Origin of the sequence: Citrobacter sp. Cf087, assembly GCF_030334285.1 — a bacterium.
Lineage (GTDB): Bacteria > Pseudomonadota > Gammaproteobacteria > Enterobacterales > Enterobacteriaceae > Citrobacter > Citrobacter freundii.
Map to the genome: position 1 here is coordinate 450,881 of NZ_JAOWED010000029.1, position 15,380 is coordinate 466,260.

At 52.7% G+C, this 15,380-nt stretch carries 12 protein-coding genes; 5 read left to right on the top strand and 7 right to left on the bottom strand.

Features of this window, described 5'->3' with window-relative positions; translation table 11 throughout:
- Positions 1-63 precede the first annotated feature (63 nt).
- The 7 genes from panB to thpR form a co-directional block, all read right to left on the bottom strand.
- Complete coding sequence (panB, locus tag OGV57_RS13555) at positions 64-855, bottom strand: 3-methyl-2-oxobutanoate hydroxymethyltransferase (protein ID WP_003018636.1); 792 nt, start codon at positions 853-855, stop codon at positions 64-66.
- 120 nt (positions 856-975) lie between these two features.
- Entirely contained in the window at positions 976-1,455 is a 480-nt protein-coding gene (folK, locus tag OGV57_RS13560; protein WP_003018634.1) for a 2-amino-4-hydroxy-6-hydroxymethyldihydropteridine diphosphokinase, read from the bottom strand.
- Positions 1,452-2,849 carry a polynucleotide adenylyltransferase PcnB gene (gene pcnB / locus OGV57_RS13565; RefSeq protein WP_203237415.1) on the bottom strand — a complete coding sequence of 466 codons (1,398 nt, stop codon included), beginning with the start codon at positions 2,847-2,849 and terminating at the stop codon, positions 1,452-1,454. Before pcnB ends, folK begins: the two co-directional genes overlap by 4 nt.
- 71 nt (positions 2,850-2,920) lie before the next feature.
- Complete coding sequence (gene gluQRS / locus OGV57_RS13570; protein ID WP_003018627.1) at positions 2,921-3,817, bottom strand: tRNA glutamyl-Q(34) synthetase GluQRS; 897 nt, start codon at positions 3,815-3,817, stop codon at positions 2,921-2,923.
- Between the two features lie 70 nt (positions 3,818-3,887).
- Entirely contained in the window at positions 3,888-4,343 is a 456-nt protein-coding gene (dksA, locus tag OGV57_RS13575) for an RNA polymerase-binding protein DksA (protein WP_003018625.1), read from the bottom strand.
- A gap of 177 nt (positions 4,344-4,520) precedes the next feature.
- Positions 4,521-5,225: a DNA/RNA nuclease SfsA gene (gene sfsA / locus OGV57_RS13580; protein WP_054528061.1), complete on the bottom strand. Its 705-nt coding sequence runs from the start codon at positions 5,223-5,225 to the stop codon at positions 4,521-4,523.
- Positions 5,226-5,240: 15 nt separating this feature from the next.
- Entirely contained in the window at positions 5,241-5,771 is a 531-nt protein-coding gene (thpR, locus tag OGV57_RS13585; RefSeq protein ID WP_003018620.1) for an RNA 2',3'-cyclic phosphodiesterase, read from the bottom strand.
- 73 nt (positions 5,772-5,844) lie between these two features.
- On the opposite strand from thpR, the gene hrpB reads away from it, so the two are divergent.
- The 5 genes from hrpB to OGV57_RS13610 all read left to right on the top strand — a co-directional run bounded on the left by hrpB (position 5,845) and on the right by OGV57_RS13610 (position 15,376).
- Entirely contained in the window at positions 5,845-8,274 is a 2,430-nt protein-coding gene (hrpB, locus tag OGV57_RS13590) for an ATP-dependent helicase HrpB (RefSeq protein ID WP_054528062.1), read from the top strand.
- 177 nt (positions 8,275-8,451) lie between these two features.
- The gene (gene mrcB, locus OGV57_RS13595) at positions 8,452-10,989 is read left to right on the top strand and encodes a bifunctional glycosyl transferase/transpeptidase (protein WP_054528063.1); all 2,538 of its coding nucleotides are present in this window, start codon (positions 8,452-8,454) and stop codon (positions 10,987-10,989) included.
- Positions 10,990-11,553: 564 nt separating this feature from the next.
- A complete protein-coding gene (locus tag OGV57_RS13600) occupies positions 11,554-12,096 on the top strand; it encodes a fimbrial protein (RefSeq protein ID WP_003837506.1) in 543 nt (180 codons plus the stop codon).
- Between the two features lie 50 nt (positions 12,097-12,146).
- Positions 12,147-12,860 (top strand): fimbrial biogenesis chaperone, encoded by a 714-nt coding sequence (locus OGV57_RS13605; RefSeq protein ID WP_168927633.1) that lies wholly within the window; start codon positions 12,147-12,149, stop codon positions 12,858-12,860.
- A 32-nt stretch (positions 12,861-12,892) separates the two neighbouring features.
- Positions 12,893-15,376: a fimbria/pilus outer membrane usher protein gene (locus OGV57_RS13610; RefSeq protein WP_054528064.1), complete on the top strand. Its 2,484-nt coding sequence runs from the start codon at positions 12,893-12,895 to the stop codon at positions 15,374-15,376.
- Positions 15,377-15,380 lie beyond the last annotated feature (4 nt).

Below are 15,380 nucleotides of genomic sequence, written 5' to 3' on the forward strand. Positions count from 1 at the left end.
AATTGTAGGCCGGATAAGGCGCGTAGCGTCGCCATCCGGCGTAATGGCGTGCTGGCAGATAAATTAATGGAAGCTGTGTTCTTCGCCCGGGTAAACGCCGGACTCCACTTCAGTCATATACTGCCGCACTGCGGCGCGCATGTCGCCTGCTTCATTGAGGAAATTCTTCGCAAATTTCGGGATATGACCACCGGTAATGCCAAACGCATCGTGCATGACGAGAATTTGCCCGTCGGTGACGTTACCTGCGCCAATACCGATAACCGGAATAGAAAGTGCTTCAGTGACGCGCTTAGCCAACTCAACCGGCACGCACTCCAGCACCAACAGCTGAGCGCCAGCGGCTTCTAAGGCCAGCGCGTCATCCAGCAGCACTTGTCCGGCATCGCCGCGGCCCTGAATTTTATAGCCGCCAAACACGTTCACCGACTGCGGGGTTAACCCCAGATGGCCGCAAACCGGTACGGCGCGTTCGGTGAGCATTTTCACCGTATCAACCAGCCACGCGCCGCCTTCAATTTTGACCATGTTGGCGCCCGCACGCATAACCACCGCGGCATTTTCAAACGCCTGTTCCGGCGTGGCGTACGTCATAAATGGGAGATCGGAAAGCAGTAGACAGTTAGGGGCGCCGCGACGCACAGCGCGAGTGTGGTAGGCGATATCGTCAACGGTGACAGGCAGAGTGGAGTCATGCCCCTGGATCGTCATGCCCAGCGAGTCGCCAACCAGCATCACGTTAATGCCCTCGTCAGCAAATAGTTTGGCAAAGCTGTAGTCGTAGGCGGTAATTGTCGCGAAGCGTTTTTTCTCTTGCTTGCATTTCTGCAGCAGTGAAATGGTAGTGGGTTTCATAACATTTCCTGATGATGAAAGTCATATTTATCGGCATTCTAACAGTCACATTCAGGGGGGCAATTGTTTTAAGCAATCGTTTGGCGCTAAAGCAGTAAACGCTAAAGGGGAGGAGATACTTTACCAGTGTGCAGGTTTTGCAATACCAAGATGGGTGAGGTGCTGATGCAGTCTGATACCATCCGGAAAAATAAGCTCAGGCGCAATTTCGAATAACGGCCACAGCATAAAACCACGGTTTTTCATGTCGTAGTGCGGCACGGTCAGGCGTTCGGTGTTAATCACTTCATCGCCAAACAGCATAATATCGAGGTCCAGCGTTCGCGGTCCCCAACGTTCAGCTTTGCGCACCCGGCCCTGTTGCAGTTCAATTCGCTGGGTATGATCCAGCAACGCTTCGGGGGCGAGAGCGGTATCCAGCGCCACGGCGGCGTTCAGATAGTCGGGCTGATCCTGTGGACCCAACGGGGGGGTGCGATAAAACGAAGAAACCGCAACGATACGGCTGTCAGGGATTTCGCCGATCGCTTGCACGGCAGCATTCACCTGCTCCAGGGGAGAAGCTAAATTACTGCCGATGGCGATATAAACGACGGTCACGCGCTACCTTCGCGACGCGGCGCACGCTTACGCGGGCGGCGATGGCGACGGCGTACGTCAGGCTCTTCATCCAGTTCGTTCAGCATGCCTTTTTGTTCCGGCGGCGCGGAAACCTGGAATTCACCCCACCATTTCGCCAGTCGTTGCAGTTCAGCGTTGTGTTCTACTTCGGCACGCAGTGCTAACAGGTCGTAAGCTGCGCGGAACTTTGGATGTTCCATCAGCTTCCAGGCGCGTTTACCCTGACGACGGGACATACGTAATTGCAACTGCCAGATATCGCGGGTTAGCGAGGTCAGACGTTTCGGGATCGCCAGCGAGCGGCAGGCTTCGTCCAGCACGTCGTTCATTGCCAGCGCGAAAGCGTCGTAGTAAGCCAAACCGCTTTCTTGCGCAATTTTCTGCGCGGCTTCCAGTAACGGATACCAGAACATCGCGGCGAACAAGAACGCCGGGTTAACGCGCATATCATTGTTAATGCGGTTATCGGTATTCTTTAGTACCTGAGCGATAATGCGTTCCATCGGGCTGTCACCGTCTTCGGTGAAGTAGCGTGTAATGGTTGGGAACAGCGGCTGGAACAGGCTGTACTCACGCAGTTTTTTATAGGTTTCATACCCATAGCCCGCCTGTAACAGCTTCAGTGCTTCTTCAAACAGGCGTGCGGGAGGAATGTCGTTCAGCAGCGTTGCCAGACGCGGGATCGGCTCTGCGGTTTCCGGGCTGATACGCATGTCGAGCTTGGCGGCAAAGCGCACGGCGCGCAGCATACGCACGGGATCTTCGCGATAGCGCGTTTCCGGATTACCGATCAGGCGAATGATGCCCTCTTCGAGGTCCTGCATACCGCCGACGTAATCACGTACGGTGAAATCGGCCACGCTGTAATACAGGCTGTTTATCGTGAAATCGCGACGTTGGGCATCTTCTTCAATGGAGCCGAAGATGTTGTCGCGCAGCAACATACCGTTTTGCCCGCGTTGCGACGTGGTACGATCGGCTTCGCTGCCTTCATGATGGCCGCGGAATGTCGCCACTTCGATAATTTCTGGGCCGAACATGACATGAGCCAGACGGAAACGGCGACCGACCAGGCGACAGTTACGAAACAGTTTGCGCACCTGATCCGGCGTTGCGTTAGTGGTGACATCAAAATCTTTCGGCTTTTTGCCCAGCAAAAGATCACGTACACCACCGCCAACCAGCCATGCCTCGTATCCGGCCTTATTGAGCCTGTACATTACCTTCAGGGCATTTTCACTGATATCTTTGCGGGAGATAGAGTGCTGCTCACGCGGAATTACCGTCATATGTGGACGGGCGACGGCGAGCTCAGCCTCGCGCTCCTCGCGGCTTAGCACCTTGCGGCAAAAATTAGCGACTCGGGTAAAAATAGTGCACCTCGGTAGTGTCAAACTTCAATCAGAACAAGTGTTGCTGTGTAAAAATAGCGGCTAATCATAGCTCAGCGTGGCGCATTTGAGAATGCCGGATTTAAGATCACTGATTCAGGCACTGTTGTCAGACGCCAGTTATCAACGGCAAACGCCAGGATCTGGTCCACACGCATCTCCTGCCACGGGATATCGGCACGCTGGCCGAGAAAGCGTAGCGCGGCAATAATCACTGGGCGCGGATCGCCTTGTGGTAGCGCAGGTGCATGATTTTGTTTTGAAAGTTTAGCGCCTTGTTCGTTGAGCGCCAGCGGAAGATGAATATAGTCAGGCGCTTGCCAGCCAAACTGCTGATACAAAGAGATTTGCCGCACCGTGGGTTCGATGAGATCGGCGCCGCGAACAATCTCCGTTACGCCCTGAAAGTGGTCATCAACTACCACGGCGAGGTTATAGGCAAACAGCCCGTCGCGGCGGTGGATGATAAAATCTTCACCAGCAAGTTGCGGGTCAGCCTGAATCACACCGCGTAGCCGGTCAGTAAACTGCATCACGGGATGGCGTTGTTTAATACGGACGGCCGCCTGTTCTGGCCCGAGGCGTAACTCACGGCAGTGACCGTCGTAAATACCGCCGACGCTTTGAATACGCGCTCGCGTGCAGGTGCAATAATAGCTCAGATCTTGCTGATGCAGCCAGGTAAGCGCTTCGCGGTAGGCTTCATGGCGTTGGGATTGCCATAAAATATCGCCATCCCAGTGCAGACCGTAATGTTCCAGCTGACGCAGGATCGTATCTGCAGCACCGGGAACTTCACGAGGGGGATCAATATCTTCAATGCGTACTCGCCAGATTCCGCGCCGGGCACGAGCCTGCAGGTAACTGCCGAGGGCGGCAATCAGTGAACCGAAATGCAGTTCGCCGGAGGGGGAAGGGGCGAAGCGGCCAATATAGTGTGAATCGCTCATTTTGCGGACTGACAAATAATAAGGCGGGAGAAACTCCCGCCTGTAGTAAATGTGGTAAAAATGACCGGAATTAACCTGCCATCTGTTTTTCGCGGATTTCTGCCAGCGTTTTGCAGTCGATACACAGATCGGCTGTCGGACGCGCTTCCAGACGGCGAATACCAATTTCTACGCCGCACGATTCGCAGTAGCCGAAATCTTCGTCTTCTACTTTCTTCAGCGTCTTCTCGATCTTTTTGATCAGTTTGCGCTCACGGTCACGGTTACGCAGCTCAAGGCTGAATTCTTCTTCCTGCGCGGCGCGGTCCACCGGATCAGGGAAGTTAGCCGCTTCGTCTTGCATATGAGATACGGTGCGATCAACTTCATCCCTAAGTTGATTACGCCATGCCTCAAGAATACGCCTGAAGTGCGACAGCTGGGCTTCGTTCATATACTCTTCGCCCGGTTTCTCCTGGTACGGCTCCACCCCAGCGATGGCGAGAATACTCAGGGACGATGTTTTACGGTTTTGCCCTTCTTGCATGTTGCTTCTCCTTAACACGCACTATCGATCCCCATGTTCGGGGGAAAAATCAGGTCGCTATAAATAGCAGATGCTTTTCCGGATAGCAATTATCTAAACGTAACACTTGACAACCCTGTGAGGAAAAGCGTATTTGCCCACGCGCCCAGAATACTAATTAACCAAATGTTTACACCATTACAAGGTAATGGGCAACGGCTCTTTAAGAGTCATGCCATGGGCAGAAAGTTCCGCTTTATAAACCAGAATTTCTACCCCCTTAAGCTGTGCTTCAACTAATAATTGCGCATATTTTGCATCGATATGGTGCGCGGGTGAAAACCGTGTAATGGCTGAATGCAACACGGCGAAAAATATCACCGCCCGCTTGCCTTCTGCCGCTACGCTCATCAATTCCCGAAGATGCTTCTGACCTCGTTCAGTGATGGCATCGGGAAAATAACCCTGATCATTTTCCGCCAACGTGACTGATTTCACTTCAATATAGCAGTCAGGTCGGGAATCCGCCTGCAACAAAAAGTCGATACGGCTCCCTTCTGCGCCGTATTTTACTTCACTTTTCAAGGCACTGTAGCCTGAAACTTTCGAAATAAGCTCATTCTGAATAGCCTCTTTCGTTAATCTATTGGCCCACAGCGTGTTAACACAAATAAATGCCCCGGATTGGGTTTGCGTTAATTCCCAGGTATGTGGATATTTCCGTTTAGTATTTTCTGATGTCGAATACCAGACGGTATCACCCGGGGTGGCGCATCCGGTCATCGCGCCAGTATTTGGGCAGTGTAACGTTAACGTTGAGCCATCCGGTGTGATCACATCCGCTAAAAAACGCTTGTAGCGCTGGATGAGTGTTGCGGGTTGTAAAGGTGGAGAAAATTGCATAAACAGTCCCTTTAATTATTCAGTCAGCGTCCAGCGTTGCAGCTGCGTATAACGCGTGCGTCCTCGTGCGAATGAAGAGGAGTAAAGTGCGAACTCTGTGACCGGAAATGACCAGCCAAAGCCCGGTGGGGGGATGGGAACCGCGTGTCCGGCATCGCGCAGCAGCGTGATATGTGGGTGAAACGGCTGCGGGCTTTGATAACACCCGCTGCGCGCGGCCTGCGCCCGCAGCATATTCGCCAGTTGTAACAGTCCGCGCGGCGGCTGACGCATCCCCAGCCACACGACCCGCGAGCGCAGCCATTGCCCGGCATCATCCAGTTTGAGCGTAAAACCTGGCTGGCGAATGCGTCCGGCTAGTTGCGACAACGCCTGTTGCTTCTCTGCGCTGACATCACCTAAAAAGGCCAGCGTCAGATGCAGGTTTTCTGCCGCAACGGGACGCCCGGCTTCTGCGGGGAACTGCTCCGCACGCCAGTGAACAATTGGCTCACGGATTGCGCCAGGCAATTCAATCGCAAAGAACAGCCTTTTTGGCTCAGACATTATGGATACTCGGTTATGAATTAACGCGATGCTACAATGCAGCGCGAAGAATGTTAACCCTCTGGAGCTATTTGTGACGTCGTTGCCCGTTGCCGCCGTAGTGCCTGAACTGCTTACCGCCCTTGATGCCTCGACTCAGGTGCTGCTGACCGCGCCGACCGGTGCCGGGAAATCGACCTGGCTGCCGTTGCGACTGCTTGAACATGGTGGCATCAAGGGGCGGATTATTTTGCTGGAGCCGCGTCGTCTGGCGGCACGCAACGTGGCGCAGCGGTTGGCGGAGTTGCTGAACGAAAAGCCCGGTGAGACCGTGGGTTACCGGATGCGTGCGCAAAGCTGCGTGGGGTCGCAGACCCGGCTGGAAGTTGTGACGGAAGGCGTCCTGACGCGCATGATCCAGCGCGATCCCGAACTCACTGGCGTCGGGTTAGTGATCCTCGATGAATTTCACGAACGGAGCCTGCAGGCCGACCTGGCGCTGGCGCTGTTGCTGGATGTACAGCAAGGTCTTCGTGACGATCTGAAACTATTGATCATGTCCGCAACGCTCGATAACGGGCGCTTGCAGCAGTTATTGCCCGATGCGCCCATGATTATCTCTGAAGGCCGCACATTCCCGGTCGAGCGACGGTATCAGCCGCTGGCGGCACATCTGCGTTTTGACGAAGCGGTGGCGATAGCGACGGCGGAGCTACTGCGCCATGAAAGCGGGTCGCTGCTGCTGTTTTTACCGGGCGTTGGGGAAATCCTGCGCGTGCAGGAACAACTGGCAACGCGTGTGGGCGGCGATGTTGTGTTATGTCCGTTGTACGGCGCGTTGACGCTGGCTGAGCAGCGTCAGGCGATTTTGCCCGCGCCGCAAGGTAAGCGCAAAGTGGTGCTGGCGACCAATATTGCCGAAACCAGCTTAACGATTGAAGGTATCCGGCTGGTGGTGGATTGCGCTCAGGAGCGAGTGGCGCGTTATGACGCGCGTACCGGTTTAACGCGGTTGATTACCCAGCGCATCAGCCAGGCCTCAATGACCCAGCGTGCTGGACGTGCCGGGCGTCTGGAGCCAGGTATCTGCCTACATTTGCTTGCCAAAGAGCAGGCGGAAAGAGCGGCGGCGCAGGGAGAGCCTGAGATATTACAGAGCAATCTGTCCGGGCTACTGATGGAGCTGCTGCAATGGGGATGTACCGATCCTGAGCAACTGAACTGGCTGGATACGCCGCCCGCTATTAACCTGCAGGCGGCAAAACGGTTGTTGCAGATGCTGGGCGCGCTTGAGGGCGACAGGCTCAGTGCCCGTGGGCAAAAAATGGCGGCATTGGGTAACGATCCCCGTTTAGCGGCTATGCTGGTTAGCACCAAAAATGACGATGAAGCGGCATCGGCCGCAAAACTGGCCGCAATTCTGGAAGAGCCGCCGCGCGGGGGCAGCACTGATTTGGCCGTCGCGTTTTCACGAAATCAGCCCGCCTGGCAGCAGCGCAGTCAACAATTGCTGAAACGGCTTAACGTTCGCAGCGGGCAGCCCGACAGCGCGCTGCTTCTCTCGTTGCTGGCACAGGCGTTTGCCGATCGGATCGCCCGTCGACGTGGACAAGAAGGGCGCTATCAACTGGCCAACGGCATGGGTGCGATGCTGGATGCCGATGACGCCCTTGGACGCCATGAATGGCTGATAGCACCACTGTTACTGCAGGGCAGCGCATCGCCAGATGCGCGTATTTTGTTAGCGTTGCCGTTGGATATTGAAGTGTTGATGCAGGCATGTCCTGAGCTGCTGCAACAGTCCGATACTATCGAATGGGATGAAACCCAGGGAACATTAAAGGCACTGCGTCGGTCGCGTATCGGCCAGTTGACGGTAAAAGTACAGCCGCTGGCCAAGCCCTCGGAAGAGGAACTACACCAGGCCATGCTGAATGGTATTCGCGATAAAGGGCTAAGTGTGCTCAACTGGACGCCGGAGGCCGAGCAGTTTCGGCTGCGTTTGCAATGTGCGGCAAACTGGTTACCGGAGTACGACTGGCCTGCGGTAGATGAGGATTCTCTGCTGAAGACGCTGGAGCGCTGGCTGTTGCCACACATGAGCGGTGTGCACTCTTTACGCGCGTTAAAAGCACTCAATGTGGGTCAGGCATTGCGCGGTTTGCTGGACTGGTCAATGCTGCAACGTCTGGATAGTGAACTGCCGGCGCATTACACTGTGCCGACGGGAAGCCGGATTGCTATTCGCTATCATGAGGATAATCCTCCGGTATTGGCCGTTCGGATGCAGGAAATGTTTGGTGAAGCAAACACCCCGACTATCGCCCAGGGACGCGTGCCGCTGGTACTTGAGCTGTTGTCTCCGGCCCAAAGACCGCTACAGGTGACGAGCGATCTAAGCGCGTTCTGGCAGGGATCGTACCGCGAGGTGCAAAAAGAGATGAAAGGGCGTTATCCCAAACATGTCTGGCCGGACGATCCGGCGAATACCGCGCCAACGCGGCGCACCAAAAAGTATTCATAGCTGTATGCGTGGTTGCCTGATGGCGCTGCGCTTATCAGGGCGAACGTAGGCCGGATAAGGCGTTTTACGCCGCCATCCGGCATAAATACAGCTGAAAATTGAGAGATTTCTTCTTCTGTCGCAGGACGGAAGAACAGAGAATCGGGCCTTTGCGCCTGAATGTTGCGGAGAAAAAGCATGGCGGGGAATGACCGCGAGCCAATTGGACGTAAAGGGAAACCCTCACGTCCAGTGAAACAAAAGGTGAGCCGTCGTCAACTCAGAGATGAAGAGTATGACGACGATTATGATGATGATGACTATGAGGATGAAGAACCGATGCCGCGTAAGGGTAAAGGCAAAGGGCGTAAGCCTCGTGGTAAACGCGGCTGGTTCTGGCTGCTGGTAAAACTGTCGATTGTTTTTTTGGTGCTGATCGCTATTTACGGCGTCTATCTGGACCAAAAAATCCGTAGCCGTATCGACGGTAAAGTCTGGCAGCTTCCGGCGGCAGTATATGGCCGCATGGTTAACCTCGAGCCAGAAATGCCCATCGGCAAGAACGAGATGGTGAAGCTGCTAGAGGCCACGCAGTATCGTCAGGTCTCGAAGATGACGCGTCCGGGCGAATTCACCGTACAGGCGAAGAGCATTGAGATGATTCGTCGTCCGTTTGACTTCCCGGACAGTAAAGAAGGGCAGGTGCGCGCACGTCTGACCTTTGATGGCGATCATCTGGATACTATCGAGAATATGGATAACAACCGCCAGTTCGGTTTCTTCCGTCTCGATCCACGCCTGATTACCATGCTCTCTTCACCTAACGGCGAGCAGCGCCTGTTTGTCCCGCGCAGTGGATTCCCGGATCTGCTGGTAGATACGCTGCTGGCAACCGAAGACCGTCACTTCTATGAGCATGATGGCGTCAGCCTCTACTCGATTGGTCGTGCGGTGCTGGCCAACCTGACGGCCGGTCGCACGGTGCAGGGGGCGAGTACGCTGACTCAGCAACTGGTGAAGAACTTGTTCCTGTCCAGCGAACGTTCTTACTGGCGTAAGGCCAACGAAGCCTACATGGCGCTGCTGATGGATGCGCGTTACAGCAAAGATCGCATTCTTGAGCTGTACATGAACGAAGTCTATCTCGGTCAAAGCGGCGATAATGAAATTCGCGGCTTCCCGCTGGCGAGCCTCTATTATTTCGGTCGTCCGGTGGAAGAACTGAGTCTCGACCAGCAGGCGTTGCTGGTGGGGATGGTTAAAGGGGCGTCAATCTATAACCCATGGCGTAATCCGAAGCTGGCGCTGGAGCGTCGTAACCTCGTGCTGCGTTTGCTGCAACAGCAGCAGATCATCGATCAGGATCTGTATGACATGCTGAGCGCGCGTCCGTTAGGCGTACAGCCGCGTGGTGGAGTGATCTCGCCACAGCCAGCCTTTATGCAGATGGTGCGTCAGGAGCTTCAGGCGAAGCTGGGCGATAAAGTTAAAGATCTCTCCGGCGTGAAAATTTTCACCACCTTTGATTCCGTGGCGCAGGACGCTGCGGAAAAAGCGGCGGTGGAAGGCATTCCGGTGCTGAAGAAACAGCGTAAGCTGAGCGATCTGGAAACCGCGATTGTGGTGGTTGACCGATTCAGTGGCGAAGTTCGCGCCATGGTTGGCGGGGCAGAGCCGCAGTTCGCGGGCTATAACCGTGCGATGCAGGCGCGTCGTTCGATTGGTTCTCTGGCGAAGCCGGCGACCTATCTGACTGCGCTCAGCCAGCCGAAGCTTTACCGCCTGAATACCTGGATTGCTGATGCGCCGATTGCGTTGCGCCAGCCGAACGGCCAGGTGTGGTCACCGCAGAACGATGACCGTCGCTATAGCGAAAGCGGAAGAGTGATGCTGGTGGATGCGTTAACCCGCTCCATGAACGTACCGACGGTAAATCTGGGGATGGCGCTGGGCTTGCCTGCGGTAACCGATACCTGGTTGAAACTGGGCGCGCCGAAAGATCAGCTTAACCCGGTTCCGGCCATGCTGCTGGGGGCGTTGAACCTGACGCCAATCGAAGTAGCACAGGCGTTCCAGACTATCGCCAGCGGCGGGAACCGTGCGCCGTTGTCGGCGCTGCGTTCGGTGATTGCCGAAGATGGTACCGTGCTGTACCAGAGCTTCCCGCAGGCTGAGCGTGCCGTTCCGGCGCAGGCGGCGTATATGACGCTGTGGACCATGCAGCAGGTGGTTCAGCGTGGTACGGGTCGTCAGCTTGGCGCGAAATATCCTGGCTTGCATCTGGCAGGGAAAACCGGGACCACCAACAACAACGTGGATACCTGGTTTGCCGGGATCGACGGCAGCCAGGTGACCATCACCTGGGTGGGCCGCGATAACAACCAGCCAACCAAGCTGTACGGTGCCAGCGGCGCGATGTCGATTTATCAGCGTTATCTGGCTAACCAGACGCCAACACCGCTGGTGCTGACGCCACCGGAGGATGTGGTGGATATGGGCGTAGACTACGACGGTAACTTCGTTTGTAGTGGCGGGATACGCACGCTTCCGGTATGGACCACCGATCCTGATTCGCTGTGTCAGCAGGGTGAAATGCTGCAGCAGTCGGGGAATCCGTTCGATCAATCTTCTCAACAGCCGCAGCAGCAGCCTCAACAGCAGCAACCGCCGCAGCAAGAGAAGAAAGACAGCGATGGCGTGGCTGGTTGGATAAAAGATATGTTTGGCGGTAACTGATTTTTTAGCTGTCCTCCCCCGCATCGGTGCCTGCTGATGTGGGGGAATTCTCCCTCTTGTGGTATTCGCATTGCGGTCTGTATTGCAAGCTCAGGATAGGGTGAACAGTGATGGTGTTTCCTGCCTATATTTTCCGTTTAATCATAAATTCAATATATTATTTTTGTGTATATATCATCGGTTGGTTGATTTTATTCTATTTTTTCTGCATTTTTTTATTGTCTGCCCGTATTCATATGTGAGTAATATTGTTTTTATGAATATGTTCATGCTGGCTTAAATCACCATTAAGAAAATATTGTTTTCATAAATTGTTCTGCTAAAACAAGATGTTGTGTGTTGTTTCTTTAATTTTGGTGAATGCGTTGATTAGCTTTTATTCATTATGGTACGTAGAATAGATGACACAAGGGAATGTTTTAAACTGAATGAGTTGATAAAGATATATTATATCTATGATGTTGTTGATTTTATATTCCAGCACATCTCCAGCCATTGTCTATTTCCCCTCTGTGTTAACTTTTCTCTTCATTGATTTTTGTGAACATATGTAAGGAATACGTTATGTGCAAAAAAATTATCATCTCGTTGCTTGTCAGTAGTGCAATGGCAACTGTAGCAACATCTGCTTTTGCCGTTGATACCGGGACGGTAACGTTTAATGGGAAAATTCTTCCCGATAGTTGCGTGGTTGATGTAAATGGTACAGCGACAAACGGTACTGTGACGTTTAACAACCTTTCTCAAACTGCGTTTGGCGAAGATAAAAAAGTCGGCGACACGCAATCTTTTGCGATTACGCTGACAGAATGTGATGCTGCGGTTGCCAACCTCAATATCAAATTTGATGGGACGCGTATTGCCGGATACGACGATGAAGTCTTGCAGGCGACAGGGACTGCGCAGAACCTCGGGGTACGTATGCTTCCAGAAGGGAGCAGCAACTACGTGAAATTTGATGGCTCAGATCCTGAAGCGGCACTGAATAAGACTAACGGCGAGAGCGTGGTTTTTAATTATAAAGCTGAGGTTATCCAGGTTGGTAGCACTTTACCAACTACCGGTGATTATACCGCACAAGCGACCTATACTCTGCTTTATCGTTAATCATCATAAACCTGGCCCAGGCAGGGCCAGTATTTCAATGGAATGGAAAGATGAAACGACTTTTCACAGCATTAATATTTATATTAACTTCGGGATTAAATTCGGTTCAAGCTGGCGTAGTAGTGGGTGGCACACGAATTATATATCCGGCTAACCAGTCTGAAGTACAGATTGCTTTAAAAAATAAAGATAATGATAAACGTTATCTGGTGCAGAGCTGGGTCAGTAATATTGATGACAGCAAAGCGCCATTTATTATGACACCGCCAATTTACAAATTGGACGAAAACCGCCAGACGCTGCTACACGTGGTTTATACCGGAAATAAATCGGCGCTGCCTCAGGATCGTGAGTCATTATTTATGGCGAACATCAAATCTGTTGCAGCGATCCCAGAAGAATTGCATGACAAGAACACGTTACAATTTGCCATTAAAACTAAATTAAAACTGTTTTATCGCCCGGCCTCATTGACAGAAGACGAGGCAAAAATGGCCTGGCAATCGTTGCAATTTAGCCGCCATCAAAATCAACTGGTGGTGAAAAACCCCACACCCTTCTATGTCACCTTCGGACAGATCTCTGTGGCGGGAAAAGCGATTAAACCGGCTACAAACCAGTCCTCTCCGACGGCATTAACGATGATGGTCGCTCCATTTGGTGAGCAGCGTTTTCCGCTGCCATCGGCAGTAAAAGGCAACGTTGTCTGGACCGCAATTAATGATTTTGGCTCAGAAACCGAACAGCGTAAACAGTCGCTGTAAATCAGCTATCGATGAGTTATGGGGTGACATTTATGCCTTCACATCGTACTGCCCGGCTTTTTGCTCTCAATACGCTGACATTCGCTATATTGACTGCGAGTGGTTCCGTTTGTGCTGATGATTATTTCAATCTCAGTGTACTTGAAACGGGAACCCCACTTGAGAATACCGGGGCGCTTGAAGCTTTTTTACAGCATAATGGTTTATCCCCCGGACGTTATTTAACGTCGATTGTTTGGGATCAGGATCGCATTGATAAACGAAATTTAAATTACCTCCTTTCAAAAGATAACAGCAAACTGATTCCGCAATTTACCAAAGCGGAGCTGCGCGAACTGGGCGTTAAAGTTGATACGGTTCCGGCATTAAATAATGTTAACGAAGATACGTTGCTGGGTGATATTAGCGAATATATCGTGGATGGACGCTATGACTTCAATCCGGAAACACAGGTGCTGCAATTACGTATTCCGCAGATCTACCGCGACCGCAAAATTTCGGGCGAAAGCAATCCCACTTTCTGGGATGACGGCATTCCGGCTCTGTGGACCAGTTACTATATTTCGGGATCGCACCAACAATCCAGTGGTCAAAATAATGCTTCGAACTGGGCAAGTTTGAATTCAGGGATGAATATCGGCCCCTGGCGTTTGCGTAACACCAGCAATTGGGGGAGTGATAATGGTTGGCAATCTATTAATACGACGCTTGGACGCGATGTCAAAGCATTGCGTAGCCAGCTTCAGATAGGGCAAACCTACACTAACGGCGAACTGTTCGATAGCGTGCAGATGACGGGCGTTAAGCTGGAGACCGATACCAGTATGCAGCCCAGTGGATTACAGGGCTTTGCCCCGGTCGTTCGTGGGATTGCTAATAGCGATGCCAAAGTCACCATTAAGCAAAACGGTTACACCATCTACCAGACCAACGTCTCGCCTGGCCCGTTTGAAATTCGTGATTTAACGCAGGTGACGGCAGGAGCGGATCTGGAAGTCACCGTGACGGAGGCCGACGGTACAGAGCACAGCTTTATTCAGGCCAGCTCCTCGGTGCCGATTATGCAACGTGAAGGCGCGCTGAAGTACAGCCTGGCAGCCGGGAAATATCGCGATGTTGATAACGGCGAGGAGCCGGAATTCAGCCAGGCTACGGCAATTTATGGCTTGCCTTTCGGAATTACCGCTTACGGCGGTCTGCAGGGCGCGTCGATGTATCGCGCCGGACTGGTCGGCATCGGAGCCGATTTACGCGATTTTGGTTCGCTGTCGATGGATCTGACGGCGGCGAGAACCGCGTTTGACGACGAACGCGCGGATGCGAATGGCCAGTCGTGGCGCGCGCAGTACGCAAAAGATTTTCCGTTAACCAATACCACGGTCACGCTGGCCAGCTATCGTTATTCCACCTCCGGGTTTTATACCTTTCAGGAGGCTCTCGATCAGCGTAATAACAGCTACGACGATGACAGCATCTATAGCTATCGCGATAGCTATAACCGTCGCAGCCGCCTGCAACTTAATCTTTCTCAGTCGTTACAGAGCTGGGGATCGGTATACGCCAACGCTTATCAGCAAGATTACTGGGGAATGGAAGGCCATGAACGAAGCGTGAGTCTCGGTTACAGCAGCAGTTGGCAGGGCGTTAACTGGTCGCTGAATTACAGCATGACAAAAACGCCATCAACCACTAACGATCAGCAGTTTTCTATCTCAATGAATGTCCCTCTTTCGCGTTGGCTGGCGAATGCCTGGGGAACATATACTCTGACAAGTTCAAAAAATGGTAATAGTGCACATCAGGTTGGCGTCAGTGGAACGCTACTGGAAGATAACAATTTAAATTATAACCTTCAGCAAACCTACACCGATAACGATGTCGGTTATGGTGCCTATCTCTCTTCCCGGTATCGGACATCGGTTGGCGAGTTCAGCGCCAATTACAGTTATCAAAAAGACAGTAAACAGTGGGGCTATGGCGCCCAAGGTTCCGTTGTTGCGCATTCGCAGGGAATAACGCTTGGACAATCCATTCAGGATGCTTTTGCCATTGTGCACATTACCGATGGCGATAATGTAAAAATACAAAATTCCCGGGGGGTTTACACCGATTATTGGGGCAATGCCATTGTGCCAACTTTAACCAATTATCGCCGTAATACTATTACTGTGAATACTCAGGGACGTGATGATATTGATATTCAGGATGCTTCTCTGGATGTGGTTCCGACAAAAGGGGCCGTCCTGAAGGCTGACTTCACGGCGCGTTCAGGTAAGCGTGCATTACTTACCTTAAAACATGGTCAGAGCGTGGTTCCTTTTGGTGCTCTGTTAAGTATGGACGGTACGACATCGATCGTGGGTGACGACGGTGAAGTGTATGTCACTGGGCTAAAAGGAACACAGCGCATTGAGGTGCAATGGGGAAATACCGCACAGACGAAATGTACGGGTAGCGTAAGCGTGCCTGAGAACATGGGTACGGGAATTCTCTCAGCTACGGTTAATTGCCAATAATGGA